The sequence below is a fragment of the Chryseobacterium sp. Marseille-Q8038 genome (genome assembly GCF_965111995.1).
On the sequence record NZ_CBCOPN010000001.1, the window covers coordinates 1,699,382 to 1,717,991 of the forward strand.

An 18,610-nucleotide genomic window follows, 5' to 3' on the forward strand; every position below is an offset into this window, starting at 1 on the left:
TTATTTGTATAGCTATCATCATTTGTTGTTTTTTGTGTATGAAATTGTATTCATTGAAGAGCATTTCTCAGTTGCTTTTTTCATTACTTAAATTTCATAGTACAAAGGAACAACATTACAACATAAAATCTTCTATAAACCCCATCGATACATGTCGATCGACTTATAGATATTTATCGATGAAATATTATTTTCTGACAATAAGAAGTGAATAACACCTTAAAACACTATAGCTTATGATGGGTTTTGACAAGGTCAACAAGCTCAACCATATTTTCAATCTTTAGTTTTTCAAAGATATTTTTTTTGATGGTGCTTACTGTATTTTGTTTGATATTCAGACTGTTTGAAATTTCCAGATTTCCATATCCTTCAGCATAAAGTTCTGCAATCTGAAGTTCTCTTTTGGTTAAACTGTTGAGTGGACTTATCAGATCCGGATTGTAAACAAACTGTACCAATAGATCCCTTAAAAGATCAGAGAAATATTCTCCTTTCTCGATAAAGGCTGTAATCGCTTCTCTTACCTCTTCCTCTTCACTCAGCTTACTCAGATAGCCGTTAGCACCGGCTTTGATAAATTTAAGGCCATGCAGTTCCTCTTCAAGTCCTGTAAAAATCAAAATTTTAAGATCTGGATTTACACTTTTCATCTGAGATAAAATATGAAGACTGTTTCCATCCGGGAAATGGGCATCAATAACGGCCATTTCTACTCCTTTTGACTCTATGATCTCCAATACCTGATGTAAGGATGAAGTCTGATAAATCTTAGCGTGAGGAACAATATCACTGATTACAATTTCCATTCCCTGGCGCACAATGCTGTGATCGTCTGCAAGCAGGAAAATAATCTCTTTATTTTGAATTGGTGTTTCCATTTTTATTACTATTTAAATTGATCCTGAATGTCACTTTCGTTCCTTTGTGCAGTTTACTTTCAACTGATATATCACCATCGAAAAGTTCAACAATTTCTTTGACCAGATTAAGTCCAAGTCCTGCTCCCAGATTATCCACCTCATCAGACACCATTCCCTGATAATAAGGGTCAAAAATTTTACCAAGATCCGATTCTGATATTCCTACTCCGGTATCTCCTACCGTTGTGATCAGGGAAATTTTATTTTCTCCAAGAGATTCGGTAGCCATCACCAGATCAATCTGTCCGTTTTCTGTAAACTTGTTGGCATTTCCGAGAATATTCATAAAAATCTGGTTGATTCTGATGTTATCCGAAAATACATTCAGATTCTCCGGAATTCTGTCTGTTACCACAAACCTGTTATTTCTCGTTTCCAGATAAGGCGTAATCACTTTTACAATAGAACTGATCTCATCTTTAAGATTGAAAACTGAGGGTATAAGTTCTTTTTCAGCATTTTCGTTTTTGGTGTATTCTAAGATCTGATTAGACTGCAGAAGCAATGTACTGTTGGTAAACTTGATCGATTTAAGATAATCCTTTATCGTTTCATCTTCCGTCGTTCTGTGGATCTTATCTATGAAAATATTGATAATTTTTAACGGAGACCTCAGATCATGGCTCAGCATTCCCAGAATCCTGTTTTTAAAATTAAGGTTCTTTTTAATCTCTTTATTCGCAGCATTAAGCTTTTGTTCATAGATAAATGCTACTCTTGTAAAGTACATGATCAGAATGGATACAATAAACATCAGAATCATCAATCCCAATACCAGATAGCTTCTGATCTTGTTATTATTGGAACTCTGTTCATTGTATTCTTTTTCCAGTTGGGATTTAAAATCCCTGATGGCATTTTCGTACACTTCTATTAAGCTGTTGCTATACACCAGAAGTTTACTGAAATTGCTGTAAAACTGCAGGTTATTTTTCTGATTTTGAACGGCAAGCATCTGGACCTTCTTTACTTCAGCAGCATAATGCTTATCCATAGACTTTATGGTGTTGTCCATTTTGGATTTAACCTGAGAAAGATCCAGCGTTTTATTGTTGGTCATTGTGATTACCGTACTTTCTTTCTGAACATCCACTTTCCCTGTTACAGCGTCTTTTAAACGTCCGAAAAAGCCTTTCTTTTTAATGGTATCGGCGTAAGTACGGGTTTGAATTTTCAAATCTTCAAAATCATTTTTGTACTTGGCTGGTTCATACTGTTTATCTTCAATATTTTGAGGCGGATTCAGAGAAGTCTGGTATACTGAATCTATTAATGTTTTCAGTTTTGCAGTCTTCACTGTATCCTGACGATGAAGAGACAATGTCTTTTTCAGCCTGGGACTTGTATTTTCATATTCCCCGATTTTATCAAAATTAGTTTTAAGTTTTCTCAACGACTGGAAATATAACTGTAATTCTCCGTTATCCTGAGTCGCCATATATTTCTGAAGATGTTCCTGGGCATCCAGAAAATCTTTCCTCGAATTATCTGTTAATCCTCCCAATGCACGGCTTTCCTCCAGCTGATCTTTAATAAATTTCAGCTTTTTCCCGTTAACAAATTCGTTATAAAAAAATATGGCGATAATGACCTGTATCAGTAAAATACAAAAGATCAATGAGTAATGAACAAGTTTTCTCAATTTAAAATTTAAGAATTTATATTTCATATTTGTTTATCATTTAAATTAATTTCCTGACTACATAAGTCCATTAGATATTAGCCTTCAACAATATACCATTATTTTCAACAATTTCATAATAGCTGTATATCATCCAATTGGCAAAGTTAAAGTAATTTTTGTCTTCTTATAATAATGAATATTTGATAAAACTCACAGAATTTAATTTTTTTCTCTATCAAAACGCCATATAAATACTCAGTTTTATCTGCGTAAATCTATTTTTTTAGATCAATTGCAAAAGTTGGGGTGCTCTAAAATATTCTGCATCTGCCTGTTTTATTATATCTGGCGAATAATATATAATCAATAACGTGTGAAAAATCAATAGACGGCTACTCATCATTTCAGTGATTTTGAAGGGTCAGAATTTCTATTTTTTTACCATTAAGTATTTCTACTACATACCACATTTGGTCATTTACACTCTAAAAACGTATACCCTCTTCTTTGTTACTTTGAAATGCTTATTAATAGTGACAATATTCAATGGGAAACCAGAATATGCACATGTACCGGCGGATTCGTCTCTATACCTAATCTATCGTAGCAGATAGAACTCAGAGCGTATTGAAGATCAGTAATAGTGGTACATTCCTCCCTATTGATGTCTTTATGTTCTCTGTTCTCTTCATACGATTATAAAAAATAAAACAAATAACCTATGATTACAGAAAACTACGACGTAATCGTCATTGGCGGAGGAGCAATAGGGCTGGCTACGGCTTATCATCTTGGCCAGCGCCAGGCAAAAACATTAGTATTGGAACAGTACACTTTTGTGAATCAGCTCGGCAGTTCTGCAGGAGTATCACGCCAGTTCCGGATTCCTTATCCGGATGAATATATGGTACAAATGGCTTTGGATGCATTGCCTTATTGGGATGAACTGCAAAAAAAGACGGATACGCAATTGCTTGATAAAGTAGGAACACTCTGGTTTGGTGATCCGGAAGTACATTCTACAGAAGGAAATATTGCTGAAGCTGAAAAAGCTTTAAAAGCATTAGGGGTTCCGTATACTACGTTAACGTCAAAGGAAATTGAAGAACAATATCATTTCAAAAACCTTCCGGATAATTATACCGGCTTGTTTCAGCCGGATGGTGCCAGCATTAATTTTAAAGCAACCATTGAAACTCTTTTAGGTCTTTGCCAAAAGGAAGAAACCGTTGAACTTAGAGAAAATTCTCCGGTGCTGGAGATCAAACAAAACGGTGATCTTTTTGAGCTTACCACGCCCAACGGAGTTTATATCGCCAAAAAACTGGCTATCATTCCCGGACCTTATATCAACAGCGTTATCAACCTGCTTGATTTTAAAATAGAAGCCACTTACTGGAATATGTCTTCTGCTTATTTTAAAAAGACCGATCCTGCGATACAATACCCAACCTGGTTTGTATTCCAGAATGCAACAGGAGATAACGGCAACCAGTTTTATGGTTTCCCATCCGTGGAATGGGATCATCCGGAATACATCCGCGTAGCCCCGGATTTTGTCATCAAACCTTTGGAAGAACCAAGTGACAGAACCTTAATTCCAAATCCCCAGGAGCTGGCTTACACTTCTGAATGGGTACAAAGCCATATGACCGGGCTAAGTATTGAACCGGAATATACTTCAACATGTCTTATTGCTTTAAGTACAATTCCCAATAAAGAACTGCTGATTGATTTTGCACCACCTTATGTTCCCAACCATAAAAATATTGTGGTATATGCCACCGGATGGGCAGCCAAATTCACTCCATTCTTAGGTAAAATCATGTCGGATCTTGCATTAGACGGACATACTGATTTTGATATTACTCCATTCCGATTAGGATATAAATATTTCGTAGCACTTTAAAATTATAGAACCATGAATCAAAAAAACGTTAATAAAGATACCCCGCTGTATCCGGGAATGCAGCCTGATCTGAAAGTAGAAGTAGCCATTATCGGTGCCGGAACTTCCGGATTGTATACTGCTTTTCGCTTGGTAACAGACAATAAGTATAAAGGTCATGAAGTACAGATCTTCGACATGAGTAACAGGTTAGGCGGAAGACTTGAATCCGTAATCATGCCGGGAATGAATTTCTGGGGTGAACTCGGAGGAATGCGTTATCTGACTTCTCAGGAGATTGTAACCACATTAATAGAAGGTTATCCACTGAAAGAGGATCCGAGCAAAAGAACACCCGTATTAAAGGATAAGATGACTCCTGTTCTCTTTCCTATGGGTAAACCGGAAGAACTCTTCATGTATATCAGAAAAGAACGTTTCAAACAAAATGCATGGACGGAGGAGCAAGATCAGGGTAACAAACTGATTACCCGTTATTTTCTGAATAAAAATGACGAAGGTTTAAGCTCTGACCAGCTATTCAATAAAATCATTTACAATGTTTTAATGTCGGATCCGTGGGTAGTAGAAAACTATAAAGAATTAATCATTGAAGATCCTAACGGTTATGATTACTCTTTCCAGCTGACCAGCAGAGATTGGGATGCCATCAAACCAAGAATGGTTTACAATTTCCCAGGTTCTCCTTATGACAAGCGTCTGGTAAATGATATTGGTTTCTGGAACTTAATCAAAGATCAGGTTTCTCAGGAAGGATATGAATTCTTAGCGAATGCCGGAGGATATTATTCCAATACCATCAACTGGAATTCCGCAGAGGCATTTCCGTATATGGTAGGAGATTTTTCTGCCAATACTACCTACAAAACGATTGAAGAAGGCTACGACAGCATCGCTTATGCAATTGCCAATGCTTATATGGAATATGAAGGAGCATGCATCTGGTCTGAAAATAAGCTGATTACTTTCACCAAAGATCATCATTTAATATCCACTCATAAATATGAACTTACTTTCCTGAATATCCAAAGCAATACAACGTGGAAAGTGTATGCCAATTCAATAGTATTGGGTATGCCAAGAAAATCTCTTGAACTGTTGGATCAGAATAACTTCTTTTTCGATGCTAACAGACATCAGAAACTGAATGAAAATATCCGTTCTATCATTATGGAACCTGCCTTTAAAATCCTGATGGGCTTCGAGCGCCCGTGGTGGAAAGATCTGGGAATTGATTCCGGGCACTCCATTACAGACTTACCGATGAGACAGTGCTACTATTTCGGTACCGATCCTGAAAACAACAATTCAATGTTGCTGGGAAGCTACGGTGATATGGAAACAGAAACATTCTGGAAAGCGCTTTCTGATGACAAAGTTCTGTTCAAAGTAAGAGCTAACAAGTCTACATCCATGGAAGAATTACACAAATTTGATGATGTTCAGGCCACAGAATTTATGGTCAACGAATTGATCAACCAGCTGAAAGAAGTACATGGTATAGACATTCCACAGCCTTATGTAACCTATTTCAGAGACTGGACCGATGATCCTTACGGCGCTGGATATCATGCATGGAAAGCAGGTTTCTCCGTGAAAGATGTCATGCCTTATATGAGAAAACCGCTGATAGATGAGCAAATTCATATTATCGGGGAGGCTTATTCCGACCAACAAGGATGGGTGGAAGGTGCTTTCTGTGAAGCCGAAAAAATGCTTCAGACCCATTATAAATTAGACTGGCCCTACTGGCTGGATCCTGATTATTATTTAGGATGGTAATCTTGCATATATAGTAATAAGATGATGTGTATCAATAAAGCTCCGGAGTATTTCGGAGCTTTATTATTTCCTTATTTACAGTAAATCATTGCACGGACAATCTTTTGTTAGATCTTCTATATATGACATTGTTTTAAATACAATTAATAATTTTAACTCAATACTTTTATAATGGTAATCATTAATTTATTACATTTGCATAACTAGTTATATAATTAGTTATTTTATAATATTTATATAAAGTACAGAAACTTAGTGTAAAACAAAAAACATAAAAATGTCAGTTCATAACGAAGATAAAAAAAAGATTACCACGCTTCAATTAAAAAAAATGAAGCAGCAAAGAGAAAAAATAAGTGTTTTGACCGCTTATGATTATACAACTGCAAAGATAATTGACGAAGCAGGAATTGATGTAATCATTGTGGGAGATAGTGCATCCAATACAATGATTGGAAATCCAACCACATTAAGCATTACTTTAGATCAAATGATTTACTATACAAAAGCAGTAGTGAATGGTACAAAAAGAGCTTTGGTGATCGCTGATATGCCATTTGGAACTGTATCTGGAAATCCCTTGAAATCTCTTGATGCGGCTATCCGTATGATGCAGGAAACTGGTGCGGATGCTATTAAAATTGAAGGCGGAGCAGAAATCAGGGAGGATGTAAAAAAAATAATTGATGCCGGTATTCCGGTAATGGCCCATTTAGGATTAATGCCACAATCCATCAATAAATATGGAACATATGCAGTAAGAGGAAAAGAAGAAGGTGAAACAAAAAAACTCATCGAAGATTGCCAATTAATGGAAGAATTAGGAGTATTTGGAATACTGCTTGAAAAAATACCGGCTGAGCTTGCTGCTCAAATTTCTCAACAAATATCAATCCCGACAATAGGAATCGGTGCAGGTGTGGGTACAGACGGACAGGTACTGGTTATACAAGATGTAATGGGAATGAATAAAGATTTTTCACCCAAATTTTTAAGGCGGTATGCAGATCTGCATACCATAATGACAGAAGCTGCCCAGCATTATATAGATGACGTAAAAACAATGAATTTTCCTAACAAAACTGAGAGTTATTAATAAAAAAACTTAAAATATGGACTTATTCAACAGAACAGGTAAAATGGCGTTAGGTAGCAGACTTCGTTTGTTGACAGCAAAAGTGACCGACGATGCTTCTAAAATTTATGAGCTGTATAACGTAGAAAACTTTTCTCCAAAATGGTTTCCTGTATTTTTTGTATTGCATGAAGAAAGTAATCAAACCATTACTGAGATTGCCGAACAAATTGGACACTCTCAACCTTCAGTAACAAAAATTATCAAGGAAATGCTGAAGGCAGGATTGGTTGAGGATAATCTTAAATCAAGTGATAAGAGAAGAAATATTGTAGGCTTAACTGCGAAAGGAAAACAACTCGCAGAGAGAATGGTAACAGTACAATGTGCGGATATAGATCTTGCTATTGATGGAATCATTGAGGAAGCTACACACAATCTTTGGGAAGCACTTGCAGAATGGGAACACCTTTTTGAACAGAAATCCTTGCTTTCAAGAGTAAAGGAACAGAAAAAGGCCCGCGAAAGTAAAAATGTAAAAATCGTTGATTATAATCCGAAATACCAATCTGCATTCAAAGCACTTAATGAAGAATGGATCTCCGCTTATTTTAAAATGGAAGATGCCGATTATAAAGCATTGGATAATCCTGAAGAATACATTTTAAATAAAGGAGGAAAAATACTTGTCGCACTTTATAATGAAGAACCACTCGGAGTATGCGCTCTTATCAAAATGGATGATCCGGATTATGATTTTGAGCTGGCAAAAATGGCCGTATCTCCCAAAGCACAGGGAAAAAATATAGGCTGGCTGCTGGGACAGGCTATCATCAGCAAAGCAAAAGAATCCGGAGCATCAAAAATATATCTTGAAAGCAATACCATATTGAAACCCGCCATTAATCTGTATTACAAACTGGGTTTCCAGAAAGTATCCGGACGGTCAACCCCTTATCAGCGCTGTAATATTCAAATGGAATTAAATGTAAACAATTAAAATATGTACGATAAAAAAGTAGCCATCGTTATCAAAGACGACCTGTTACCCTGGCAAAAACTTAATGTTGTTTCTTTTTTGGCTGGAAGTATCGCAATTAAATTTCCCGAAACTCATGGCGAGAAGTTCATCACTGCAGATCAAGAGGAATATTTAGCTTTTATCAAACACCCAACCCTTATCTTTAAAGCAGATAATGCAGAAAAGCTTCAGAGAGCATTCCGCCGGGCAAAAGACCGTGAACTGGCAATAGGCATCTATACCCAACAGCTATTTGCTACAAGGTCAGGTGAAGAAAATGTTCTTGAAATAGCAAAACATACTGCAGATAATCTGGATCTGGTGGGTATGATTGTATACGGAGAAAATAAAAAAGTTGATAAAGCTTTAGATGGGTTAAAATTTCACGAATAAAACCACTTATAAAACCAATTTTCTCATCATAATAAAAATGCACAACTGTGATATTGTGCATTTTTCATTACGCTGGACCTTGTCAAAATATAAGCTGTTATATACTAATTCCATATCACTACCATTAGTTTTTTCTATTTATCAAAGGGAATCTTGAAGTGATATTTTCCTAACTTTTCAGATTGAAACGAAATAAAGGAATAAAGAATATTTCAGGCCGTTTTATTGTATGATAAACTGAAATATTCAACCCAATAACAGCAAAAACAGCGTATCATCTTATGACAGATAAAAATTTTAATCCTCAGAAAGGCTTTATATTCAGCAAGCATGTACCGGAGGAATTATCACATTTTGACCGGGTCTTTGATGTTTTCAAAGATTTGCTCACCCATACCTCAGGAGATATAGAGGAAGCTTTCGAATGGCTTGATATGCTTGATAAAGAATATGATATCTTCAATGAAGAATATACCCTTCAGGATTTTGAAGAAGATTTGAAAAAAAGAGGTTATATCAGAGAAGAAGATCCTGAAGAAGGCAATACAGGAAGTGGAAAAGGTAAAAATATATTAACGCCTAAACTGGAAGCAGCCCTTCGTGAGTATGCCTTAGACCAGATTTTTGGAAAACTGAAGAAAAACGGAGCGGGAAATCACCGCACCAGCAAAACAGGAATCGGAGACGAAAGAGATGGTGAAAACCGCTCCTTCCAATACGGAGATGATCTTGCAGCAGTGAATATGACTGAAAGCTTAAAGAATGCACAGATCAATAACGGAATTTCAGACCTGCGCCTGACAGAGGAAGACCTCATCGTAGAAGAAACGAAATACAAGGCACAGATGAGTACCGTTCTCATGATAGACATCAGCCACTCCATGATTCTATATGGTGAAGACCGTATTACTCCGGCGAAAAAAGTAGCCATGGCACTTGTGGAACTGATTAAGCGAAAATATCCCAAAGATTCTATCGACATCATTGTTTTTGGAAATGAAGCATGGCCCATCAAAATCAAAGACCTTCCCTATTTAAAAGTAGGTCCATATCATACTAATACCGTTGCCGGACTTGAACTGGCAATGGATATTCTCCGCAGAAAAAGAAATACCAATAAACAGATTTTTATGATCACCGATGGAAAGCCAAGTTGCATTCAGCTTCCCAGTGGAGAGTTTTATATGAATAGTTTTGGTTTGGATGAAAAAATTGTTAACCAATGCTTCAACAGAGCTGCACAAGCCAGAAAACTGAAAATACCCATCACTACTTTTATGATTGCTCAGGATCCTTATCTGCGGCAGTTTGTAGAAGAATTTACCGCTCAGAATAAAGGGAAAGCTTTCCTGACAGGGCTTTCAGGTTTAGGACAAATGATTTTTGAAGATTACGAAAAAAACAGAATAAGAAGAATTTAAAGGTCAGATTTCAGACTTTAAAGCATTGAAAATAAAACCTTACCCGATAAAGTATTACAAGAAATGAAAAACGATATCACATTTAAAGAATTAAAAGACTCCGGTTATACCCATAAAACAATTAATGAGGAAATTCAGGCCAACTTAATTGCCAGAATTAAAGCTAAGGAACCAGTATTCGAAGGACTTTGGGGATATGAAGACACCGTTGTTCCCCAATTGAAAAAAGCAATTCTTGCCGGGCACCACATCAATTTACTGGGACTGCGCGGCCAGGCAAAAACCAGAATTGCAAGAAGTATGGTTAATCTGCTTGATGAATATATGCCTGTTGTAAAAGGTTCCGAAATCAATGACAGCCCGTTTCATCCCATTTCAAAATTTGCCAAAGACCTCATTGATGAATTGGGTGATAAAACTCCTATTTCCTGGGTACACCGCTCCCAACGTTTCTATGAAAAACTGGCTACTCCGGATGTGAATGTTGCTGATTTAATCGGTGATATAGACCCTATCAAAGCGGCCACTTTAAAACTTCCTTATTCTGATGAACGGGTTCTCCATTACGGAATGATTCCCCGTGCTAACCGTTCCATATTTGTTTTAAATGAATTGCCGGATTTACAGGCCCGAATCCAGGTTTCCCTGTTTAATATTTTACAGGAAGGAGATATTCAGATCCGGGGATTCCAGCTGAGAATGCCTCTTGATATTCAATTTGTTTTTACAGCCAATCCGGAAGATTATACCAACAGAGGAAGTATTGTAACTCCGTTGAAAGACAGAATCGGATCGCAGATTTTCACCCATTATCCAAAAACAATTGCTCTTGCCCGACAGATTACCGAGCAGGAAGCCCTGATTTCTGCTGAAGATAAAGCACAGATACAGATTCCTGATCTGGCGAAAGATCTTTTGGAAGAAGTAGCTTTTGCAGCCCGAATCAGTGAATATGTAGATGCAAAAAGCGGTGTAAGTGCCCGTTTGACGATCAGTGCAATGGAAAACTTGGTTGCAGCCGCCAAATTACGTCTGATTGAATCCGGAGCAGAGAAAACCACCATCCGACTGCTCGACTTCATGTCTATCATTCCGTCTATTACAGGAAAAATTGAGCTGGTATATGAAGGAGAACAGGAAGGTGCTGATTACGTAGCCAAAATTCTGATTGACAAAGCAGTCATGACTCAATTTGAAAGTATATTCCCCCGTATTTCCAAACTGGAAAAAGAAGGCATCAAAACACCTTATACCGATCTGATCAGATGGTTCAATAAAAACCATTTAGAACTTAATTACAACGATACAGATGAAGAATTTTATGCTAAACTCGATAAGATAGCTCCTCTAGTAGCGGTAGTAGAAGAAAATACCTCTGAACTCAACGCTGAAGATCAGAATTTCTGTAAAGAGCTAATTTTATGGGCATTAACCATCAGCAACAAAATTGATAAATCTGAAAATCAAAATGCATTTACTTTTGATTCGCCGGGAATTGGCCAGTTTTTGCGTAATTAAAATCAATATCCGATAGATTAAATATAAAAACCTTCAGAACTGATCTGAAGGTTTTTTATTTTTTCTTTACACCATATTATCATTTTTAAGGATTGCAGCACCAAAAGGATTATCAACCAGCCACAACCATTCTCCGTCTTCATTTCTTTTCATGATACAGGAAGTATGACCTTTCATTTCAATCAGATGCCCGTCCGGAGCTTTTCCGGTCATTTCCCAATGGTCTAGCCACATGGCAAGATCATTCACAACGGTTACATGGGGAGTTTCACCCTGAATATCCAGTTGTAAACGGCAAATCTCATTCATTGCCAATGCGATCTGATCAAGCCCTCTCAGCTCTCTCCCATCCCTATCTATATAGACCGCTTCGGGATGAAAACAGCTTAATGCACCTACAGCATCTCCGTTTTTTATACAGTAACGGAAATAAGCTACTGCTCCCGCTTCTGTTTGTCTGTTAAACCCGTGCATTTATTTCAGGTTTCTGGAGTTTAATTCTTCTTCTAATTGTTTCTTATTTTTATTCCAGCGTCTCACAATAGAACCTACAAAAAATAATGGCAAAACAGTCAGAAATCCGAAACCGCCCGTTATGGTACTATAAATAGAAATACCAACCATTACTCCCAGAAGTACAGCATTGAGAATGTTATTGGATTTGATTTCTTTTTTCTTTTCTAATAATTCATGGTCGGTTAATTGTGATAATTCTTTTTCCATGGTTTATTTCAAGTTTTTGGGTTGTTTTTGGGTTTTTAAAATGGCAAAAATTATGGTTTTACCGAAAGCTAAAATACAACATTGCTAAGACATTTTTTTATTTCTTTTATTTGTAATTTATTTCTGAAAATTTCAAAGCTTATGGAAGACAACCTGAATTGTATTTACAGAATTATCAATTTCATGGAAAAGAATTACGATCAGCCCGTCTCTGTAAAGGAACTGGAAGATATTTCCCATTACTCCTACCGAAATATCCAGCGCATTTTTAAGTACAGTTGTGGGGAAACCATTGGAGCTTTCCAGCAAAGATTAAAAGTAGAAAATGCCTATAAACGGATTCTTTATACTCAGGAAAACCTTACCTCCATTGCTATTGAAGTAGGTTTCGCCAATATCGCTTCTTTTTCCAAAGCTTTTAAACAACATTTTGGAATTTCACCCAAAGCAGCAAGACAAAGTAAAGAACAGCTCCTTTGTGGAGACGCCATCATTCCGGTCACATCAGATATTTTGCTGGAACCCGAAATTGTATTTTTGAAACCCATGCAGGTATATTATCAGAGTATTAACACGTATTACAACAATGAAGAGATTGAAGTTCTGTGGGAAAAATTTATGGAAAATGAGTTTCCAGATTCCGGGACAGCCTATTTTGGAGTCATCGCAGATGAACCATTGATTACCACTGAAATCAACTGCCGGTATGATGCATGTTCTTCCGTACAGTCTGCCCAAAAAAAGCTTCCTTCAAAAACAATATTGGGAGGAAAATATGCCCGCTTCACCCACGCAGGCAGCTATGACACCATTGACGAAACCTATACCAAAATCTATTCCCGCTGGATTTTTAATTCAGGTCTTGAATTCACCCACACTCCTATTATCGAAAAATATGAAAGGCATGCTAAAAATGAAGAGGACCAGGAAAAACAGCTGACTTATATTTTATTGCCCCTGAAGTAAGTTGTCAATTTGGGACAACTTTTACAGCTTTTATCGATCTAATTTTGCCCTGTTAAAAATAGATCAATTATGCAAAAAAAGAAAATCTTGTCCCTGCTCTTGCCTGCCCTTTTACTTTCCTGTTCACAGACAGATACAGTAGAGAATCCAGATACGGTGAACCCTGTGGCAGCTCTTTACAAAATGCCGGAAGAATCGGCAACACACGAAGGAACCTGGCTTCAATGGCCCCATCAGTATCAATATGGAACTACTTACCGTAACAGACTGGATGCAACATGGGTAGCCATGGCCAAAGAACTGGTACAAAGTGAAAAAGTTCACATCATTGCTTATGACGGTGTAGAAAAGGATCGTATTACAGCCCTGTTAAACATTGCCGGAGTTCCGCTTACCCATATTAATTTCAAGCTTTATCAGACAGATGATTTCTGGGTAAGAGATAACGGTCCTATCTATGTGAAGGATCAAAACGGACAGTTATTTATTCAGGATTGGGGGTTTAACGGCTGGGGTAATAAAGCCGATTACAGCAAATGCAACACCATTCCTTCCAAAATAGCTACAGATACCAATATTCCAAAAATCAATCTTAACTCAGTGATGATTAATGAAGGCGGAAGTGTGGAAATGGACGGAAACGGAGTCTTGATGGCTTGTAAAAGTTCTATCCTGAATAATAACAGAAATCCGGGAATGACCCAACAGGAAGCAGAAGCCATATTTACTAAAAATCTGGGGGTAACCAAATTTATCTGGCTGAATGGAAAAGCCGGTCTTGATATCACAGATATGCACATTGATGGTTTCGCAAGATTTGCCAATTCATCCACGATTATCACTATGAATCCTGATGATCTTAACTACTGGCAGGTTCCGGATGGTGATATTAATAAGCTATATGATGCTACCACAAAAAGCGGATCTGCTTATCATTTCGTAAAAGTACCCCTCACAAGAAATGATGTAATAACAACCTATGGAAAAAATGTAGGCCGTGCTTCTTATATTAATTATTATATCGCGAATAACCGCGTATTGGTACCTAACTACAACGACCCCAATGATGCTGTGGCCAATAACATTATTCAGCAGCTGTATCCTGGCAAACAGGTAGTGGGAATAGACTGCCGTAATTTATTTGCCAATGGCGGAATGGTACACTGCGTAACCCAACAACAGCCCCAATAAATACTATTAAAAATAAAGCCTGCTGAAAATCAGCAGGCTTTCCTGATAAAGAATGCCAGTCCCCAAAAATAGCGTAAATTTGTCTGACCATCTTGCTAAAAGGTGGTTTTCTATTGTAAGTATTATGAAAAAAACAGCAGTTTCTTTATTAGCCCTGCTTCTGAATATTGTTTGTCAGGCACAAAATTTTGATGTTATTCCTTTAGGGATATATGGCGGTGAGCAGGAAGACAATTTATCAGCCTATCTGGTAGGAGCCCCAAAAGACAATTCATTTCTTTGTCTTGATGCCGGTACCGTTAATGCCGGAATACGGAAAGCAATTCAATTAAAAAGTCTTGAAGGATCAGCGGAAACAGTGTTAAAAGATCAGATAAAAGGATATTTTGTGTCGCATGGTCATCTGGATCATTTATCAGGACTGATCATCAATTCCCCGGCCGACTCCAAAAAGGATATTTTTGCTATAGCACCTGTGATTCAGATTTTACAGAATCATTACTTCATCACAGATACCTGGATTAATTTTGCGGATCAGGGACAAAAACCTATCCTTGGAAAATACCATTATAATGAACTTCAGGAAGGCGCTGAAATCCCTGCACCTAAAACACCTTTCTTTATCACAGGTTATGAACTGAGCCATGTAAACCCTTATAAAAGCAGTGCTGCACTGGTAAGAAGAGATGAACACTATTTATTGTATCTGGGAGATACAGGTGCAGACCGCATTGAAAAATCTGACCGTCTGGATCATCTTTGGAATACCGTTGCTCCTCTGGTTAAAAAAAGAAAACTGAATACCATATTAATTGAAGTTTCTTTCCCTAACAGCCAGCCTGAGCATCTTCTGTTTGGCCACCTTACTCCTAATCTTCTGGTTGAAGAATTAAGTAAGCTGAAAGAAAAAACAGGTCAGAACAATCTTGAAGGGCTCAATATTGTCGTTACCCATAGAAAACCTACAGGTGATAATCCAGAACTTATCAAAAAGGAATTATTGAAAAACAATCCCCTAAACGTAAATTATATTTTCCCTGAACAAGGTAAAAAAATTAGTTTACCCTAATTATCAATCAAAAGATGAGGCTTATTTCGGCTTCATCTTTTTTTCTGCAATCATTAAACACATAAAATTTAAAGCATTAACATTCAGTACGTTAATTCAAATTCTTTAAAATTAGAAAGTTTTTTCATTGTTATATTAATTTAACATCGTAATATTGCAATATAATAATAAAAGTAATGGGAGTAACTAAAACAGACATTTATACTGAAGAGCAAAACAAGCTGGCTTCTTTACTTAAAGTGTTGGGTCACCCTGCAAGAATAGCTATTTTACAACATATCATTAATCAGAAGGCATGTATAGGTAACGACCTTGTTGAAGAACTTGGTCTTGCGCAAGCTACCATTTCTCAACATTTAAAAGAATTGAAAAATATCGGTATTATCAAAGGTTCAATTGAAGGAAAGTCGGTATGCTACTGCATCAATGAAAATACCTGGAAACAGTTTCAAAATGAATTCAACCTGTTTTTTAATCAGGATGTTACTATAAAACAATGCTGCTAAAGCATTTTTTTCATCTAATATATCGTAATATTGCAATATAACAATTTAAAATAATTACTCATTAAATTTTAATCTATTATGAGACTATCAGAAATCAAAGAAATTCTGCCGTCATTGGAGAATGTTGAATTTCAATTGGAAAACGGAACGTTTGTCCCTGAGCATTTCCATGTAACGGAAGTAGGTCAGATTATCAAAAAATTCATTGATTGCGGCGGTGTAATCAGAAGTGAAAAAGTGGTCAACTTCCAGCTATGGAATGCGGATGATTATGAACATCGTCTGAAACCGGGGAAACTGCTTCATATCATTCAGCTTTCTGAAGAAAAACTGGCAATAGAAGATTCAGAAATTGAAGTAGAATATCAAGGGGAAACCATTGGTAAGTATGATTTGGAATTTAACGGGAAAAACTTTGTCCTCAAGAACAAGACTACAGCCTGCCTTGCACAGGAAGCCTGTGGCATTCCTTCGGAAAAACCAAAGAAAAACCTGTCTGAATTATCTGTAACCTCAACATCAGCATGCAATCCGGCATCAGGCTGCTGCTAATTGATCATTATATAATACTATGTACCAAGAATTATCAAATACAGTTCAGTCTTTACAATGGGAAAATATAGAGACTGATAGAAAAGAAACTCTGGAACCACTCATCAGTTTTATCCAGCAAAAGGTAGATGATGGCAAAGAAATCAATCTGAATTTTATCTGCACCCATAATTCCCGCCGCAGCCATTTGGCACAGGTCTGGGCACAGGCAGCAGCCACTTTCTTTACGATTCCGAAAATTAACTGTTATTCTGGGGGAACAGAGACAACAGCCGTATTTCCCAAGATTGCAGAAGTCTTAGCGAAGCAGGGTTTTACAGTCTTTAGTATTGCCGATACGGCTAATCCCGTGTATGCTATAAAATACGATGACAACCATCTTCCTATCATTGGTTTTTCCAAGAAATATGACAGCCATTTCAACCCTGTATCAGGATTTGCAGCCATTATGACGTGTTCACAGGCTGATGGAGGATGTCCGTTTATCGCCGGGGCAGAAAAAAGAATCCCCATTACCTTTGAAGATCCAAAGGTTTCGGACAATACCCCGGAGCAGGAAGCAATATATACTGAAAGAAGCGTACAAATTGCAGAAGAAATGTTCTATGTTTTTTCAAAAATCAAAAAATAATTATGCAGCCAAGATTAAAGTTTCTGGATCGTTATCTTACGTTATGGATATTTCTTGCCATGGGTATTGGAGTTGCTTTGGGACATTTGTTTCCGGTTATTCCTAATATCATCAATTCACAGTCTGTAGGAACTACCAATATTCCTCTGGCAATAGGCCTTATTCTTATGATGTATCCCCCATTGGCAAAGGTTGATTACTCACTTCTGCCATTGGTATTTAAGGATAAAAAAGCAATTGGTGTCTCCTTATTCCTCAACTGGATCATTGGTCCGGCTTTGATGTTCGGACTGGCAATTCTTTTTCTAAGACACGAACCTGATTATATGTCAGGGCTGATATTGATTGGGCTCGCAAGATGTATTGCCATGGTAATCGTCTGGAATGATCTTGCCAAAGGGAACAGAGAATATGCGGCTTTACTGGTTGCTTTAAACAGCATCTTTCAGGTGTTTACGTATAGTTTTATGGTTTGGCTGTTTATTAATGTGCTTCCCAATCAGTTAGGTCTGGCCAGTTTTAATGTAAATGTTTCTGTGAAAGATATTACAGAAAGTGTACTGATTTACCTTGGAATTCCTTTTCTGGCAGGTTTCCTCAGTCGTTATTTCCTGATAAAATCTAAAGGAACGGAATGGTACAACAGAAAATTCATTCCTACAATATCACCTGTTACACTGTACGCTTTATTATTTACCATTGTACTGATGTTCAGCCTGAAAGGTTCAAAAATACTGGAGCTTCCGATGGATGTAATTAAAGTATCAATCCCTTTGGTGATCTATTTTATTCTTATGTTTTTCGTGAGCTTTATCATCAACAAATCATTAAAAATTCCTTATGATAAAAATGCATCTATTGCCTTTACAGCTACAGGAAATAATTTTGAACTGGCCATTGCTGTTGCGATCTCCGTCTTCGGTATTCACTCATCACAGGCATTTGTAGGAGTGATTGGCCCTTTGGTAGAAGTTCCGGTGTTAATACTTCTTGTAAAAGCAAGTGCATTCCTGAAAAAGAAATGGTATCATGAGTAATCTGACCGGAAGAACCATAAAGCGCCTCTATTTTCTCCTCAAGACTTATAGCAATCTGTATTGCATGATGCTCATGAACTACAGTATCAACAGCACGTCCAAGATAGATAAAGTACCCGGTTGAGAAGAATAATAATGGCTTTGTCATATAAGCTCAACTATATCAATGTAATATTCAAAATATATTTACATAAAGATACATGAATAAAAACAGCTTCACAAATCCCATTACTGTTTAAAACAATCTGTATTGATCAATATAAAAAGCC

General features: G+C 37.0%; 18 protein-coding genes. 14 read left to right on the forward strand and 4 right to left on the reverse strand.

Annotated features, from left to right (window positions below; genetic code table 11):
• Positions 1–227: 227 nt before the first annotated feature.
• Positions 228–881, reverse strand: a complete 654-nt coding sequence (locus ACWPWS_RS07855) for a response regulator (RefSeq protein ID WP_454046147.1) — start codon at positions 879–881, stop codon at positions 228–230.
• Positions 859–2,565, reverse strand: coding sequence for a sensor histidine kinase (locus tag ACWPWS_RS07860; RefSeq protein WP_309511343.1), 1,707 nt, complete (start codon positions 2,563–2,565; stop codon positions 859–861). Before ACWPWS_RS07860 ends, ACWPWS_RS07855 begins: the two co-directional genes overlap by 23 nt.
• Positions 2,566–3,268: 703 nt before the next feature.
• Between ACWPWS_RS07860 and ACWPWS_RS07865 the strand changes: the two genes are divergently transcribed.
• The 7 genes from ACWPWS_RS07865 to ACWPWS_RS07895 all read left to right on the forward strand — a co-directional run bounded on the left by ACWPWS_RS07865 (position 3,269) and on the right by ACWPWS_RS07895 (position 11,666).
• Positions 3,269–4,456, forward strand: coding sequence for an FAD-dependent oxidoreductase (locus ACWPWS_RS07865; RefSeq protein ID WP_454046148.1), 1,188 nt, complete (start codon positions 3,269–3,271; stop codon positions 4,454–4,456).
• A 12-nt stretch (positions 4,457–4,468) separates the two neighbouring features.
• Positions 4,469–6,238, forward strand: a complete 1,770-nt coding sequence (locus ACWPWS_RS07870; protein ID WP_454046149.1) for a flavin monoamine oxidase family protein — start codon at positions 4,469–4,471, stop codon at positions 6,236–6,238.
• 277 nt (positions 6,239–6,515) lie between these two features.
• Positions 6,516–7,334 (forward strand): 3-methyl-2-oxobutanoate hydroxymethyltransferase, encoded by an 819-nt coding sequence (gene panB / locus ACWPWS_RS07875; RefSeq protein ID WP_454046150.1) that lies wholly within the window; start codon positions 6,516–6,518, stop codon positions 7,332–7,334.
• 16 nt (positions 7,335–7,350) lie between these two features.
• Entirely contained in the window at positions 7,351–8,313 is a 963-nt protein-coding gene (locus ACWPWS_RS07880) for a bifunctional helix-turn-helix transcriptional regulator/GNAT family N-acetyltransferase (protein WP_454046151.1), read from the forward strand.
• A 3-nt stretch (positions 8,314–8,316) separates the two neighbouring features.
• A complete protein-coding gene (locus ACWPWS_RS07885) occupies positions 8,317–8,727 on the forward strand; it encodes a DUF2000 family protein (RefSeq protein WP_454046152.1) in 411 nt (136 codons plus the stop codon).
• Positions 8,728–9,008: 281 nt separating this feature from the next.
• The gene (locus tag ACWPWS_RS07890; RefSeq protein ID WP_454046153.1) at positions 9,009–10,148 is read left to right on the forward strand and encodes a vWA domain-containing protein; all 1,140 of its coding nucleotides are present in this window, start codon (positions 9,009–9,011) and stop codon (positions 10,146–10,148) included.
• Positions 10,149–10,211: 63 nt separating this feature from the next.
• Complete coding sequence (locus tag ACWPWS_RS07895; protein ID WP_454046154.1) at positions 10,212–11,666, forward strand: sigma 54-interacting transcriptional regulator; 1,455 nt, start codon at positions 10,212–10,214, stop codon at positions 11,664–11,666.
• Positions 11,667–11,732: 66 nt separating this feature from the next.
• Here ACWPWS_RS07895 and ACWPWS_RS07900 read toward each other — a convergent pair whose 3' ends face one another.
• On the reverse strand, positions 11,733–12,140 hold the full coding sequence (locus ACWPWS_RS07900) for a YybH family protein (RefSeq protein ID WP_209784935.1): 408 nt from the start codon (positions 12,138–12,140) through the stop codon (positions 11,733–11,735).
• The gene (locus ACWPWS_RS07905) at positions 12,141–12,389 is read right to left on the reverse strand and encodes an FUSC family protein (RefSeq protein ID WP_454046155.1); all 249 of its coding nucleotides are present in this window, start codon (positions 12,387–12,389) and stop codon (positions 12,141–12,143) included.
• Positions 12,390–12,530: 141 nt separating this feature from the next.
• Here ACWPWS_RS07905 and ACWPWS_RS07910 point away from each other — a divergent pair, with 141 nt between their 5' ends.
• From ACWPWS_RS07910 to arsB, 7 genes are all read left to right on the forward strand, one after another.
• Positions 12,531–13,355 (forward strand): AraC family transcriptional regulator, encoded by an 825-nt coding sequence (locus ACWPWS_RS07910; RefSeq protein WP_454046156.1) that lies wholly within the window; start codon positions 12,531–12,533, stop codon positions 13,353–13,355.
• 69 nt (positions 13,356–13,424) lie between these two features.
• On the forward strand, positions 13,425–14,546 hold the full coding sequence (locus ACWPWS_RS07915; protein ID WP_454046157.1) for an agmatine deiminase family protein: 1,122 nt from the start codon (positions 13,425–13,427) through the stop codon (positions 14,544–14,546).
• A gap of 124 nt (positions 14,547–14,670) precedes the next feature.
• The gene (locus tag ACWPWS_RS07920; protein ID WP_454046158.1) at positions 14,671–15,615 is read left to right on the forward strand and encodes a 3',5'-cyclic-nucleotide phosphodiesterase; all 945 of its coding nucleotides are present in this window, start codon (positions 14,671–14,673) and stop codon (positions 15,613–15,615) included.
• Positions 15,616–15,791: 176 nt separating this feature from the next.
• A complete protein-coding gene (locus tag ACWPWS_RS07925) occupies positions 15,792–16,121 on the forward strand; it encodes an ArsR/SmtB family transcription factor (RefSeq protein WP_209784939.1) in 330 nt (109 codons plus the stop codon).
• A 78-nt stretch (positions 16,122–16,199) separates the two neighbouring features.
• Positions 16,200–16,673, forward strand: a complete 474-nt coding sequence (locus ACWPWS_RS07930; RefSeq protein WP_454046159.1) for a DUF6428 family protein — start codon at positions 16,200–16,202, stop codon at positions 16,671–16,673.
• A 19-nt stretch (positions 16,674–16,692) separates the two neighbouring features.
• Positions 16,693–17,304: an arsenate-mycothiol transferase ArsC gene (locus ACWPWS_RS07935; RefSeq protein ID WP_454046160.1), complete on the forward strand. Its 612-nt coding sequence runs from the start codon at positions 16,693–16,695 to the stop codon at positions 17,302–17,304.
• A gap of 2 nt (positions 17,305–17,306) precedes the next feature.
• The gene (arsB, locus tag ACWPWS_RS07940) at positions 17,307–18,341 is read left to right on the forward strand and encodes an ACR3 family arsenite efflux transporter (protein ID WP_454046161.1); all 1,035 of its coding nucleotides are present in this window, start codon (positions 17,307–17,309) and stop codon (positions 18,339–18,341) included.
• The last annotated feature ends 269 nt before the right edge of the window (positions 18,342–18,610 follow it).

Coding starts and splice junctions, on each gene's coding strand:
- ACWPWS_RS07855 (WP_454046147.1), bottom strand. CDS start 881: ATGGAAACACCAATTCAAAATAAAGAGATTATTTTCCTGCTTGCAGAC.
- ACWPWS_RS07865 (WP_454046148.1), top strand. CDS start 3,269: ATGATTACAGAAAACTACGACGTAATCGTCATTGGCGGAGGAGCAATA.
- ACWPWS_RS07870 (WP_454046149.1), top strand. CDS start 4,469: ATGAATCAAAAAAACGTTAATAAAGATACCCCGCTGTATCCGGGAATG.
- panB (WP_454046150.1), top strand. CDS start 6,516: ATGTCAGTTCATAACGAAGATAAAAAAAAGATTACCACGCTTCAATTA.
- ACWPWS_RS07880 (WP_454046151.1), top strand. CDS start 7,351: ATGGACTTATTCAACAGAACAGGTAAAATGGCGTTAGGTAGCAGACTT.
- ACWPWS_RS07885 (WP_454046152.1), top strand. CDS start 8,317: ATGTACGATAAAAAAGTAGCCATCGTTATCAAAGACGACCTGTTACCC.
- ACWPWS_RS07890 (WP_454046153.1), top strand. CDS start 9,009: ATGACAGATAAAAATTTTAATCCTCAGAAAGGCTTTATATTCAGCAAG.
- ACWPWS_RS07895 (WP_454046154.1), top strand. CDS start 10,212: ATGAAAAACGATATCACATTTAAAGAATTAAAAGACTCCGGTTATACC.
- ACWPWS_RS07900 (WP_209784935.1), bottom strand. CDS start 12,140: ATGCACGGGTTTAACAGACAAACAGAAGCGGGAGCAGTAGCTTATTTC.
- ACWPWS_RS07905 (WP_454046155.1), bottom strand. CDS start 12,389: ATGGAAAAAGAATTATCACAATTAACCGACCATGAATTATTAGAAAAG.
- ACWPWS_RS07910 (WP_454046156.1), top strand. CDS start 12,531: ATGGAAGACAACCTGAATTGTATTTACAGAATTATCAATTTCATGGAA.
- ACWPWS_RS07915 (WP_454046157.1), top strand. CDS start 13,425: ATGCAAAAAAAGAAAATCTTGTCCCTGCTCTTGCCTGCCCTTTTACTT.
- ACWPWS_RS07920 (WP_454046158.1), top strand. CDS start 14,671: ATGAAAAAAACAGCAGTTTCTTTATTAGCCCTGCTTCTGAATATTGTT.
- ACWPWS_RS07925 (WP_209784939.1), top strand. CDS start 15,792: ATGGGAGTAACTAAAACAGACATTTATACTGAAGAGCAAAACAAGCTG.
- ACWPWS_RS07930 (WP_454046159.1), top strand. CDS start 16,200: ATGAGACTATCAGAAATCAAAGAAATTCTGCCGTCATTGGAGAATGTT.
- ACWPWS_RS07935 (WP_454046160.1), top strand. CDS start 16,693: ATGTACCAAGAATTATCAAATACAGTTCAGTCTTTACAATGGGAAAAT.
- arsB (WP_454046161.1), top strand. CDS start 17,307: ATGCAGCCAAGATTAAAGTTTCTGGATCGTTATCTTACGTTATGGATA.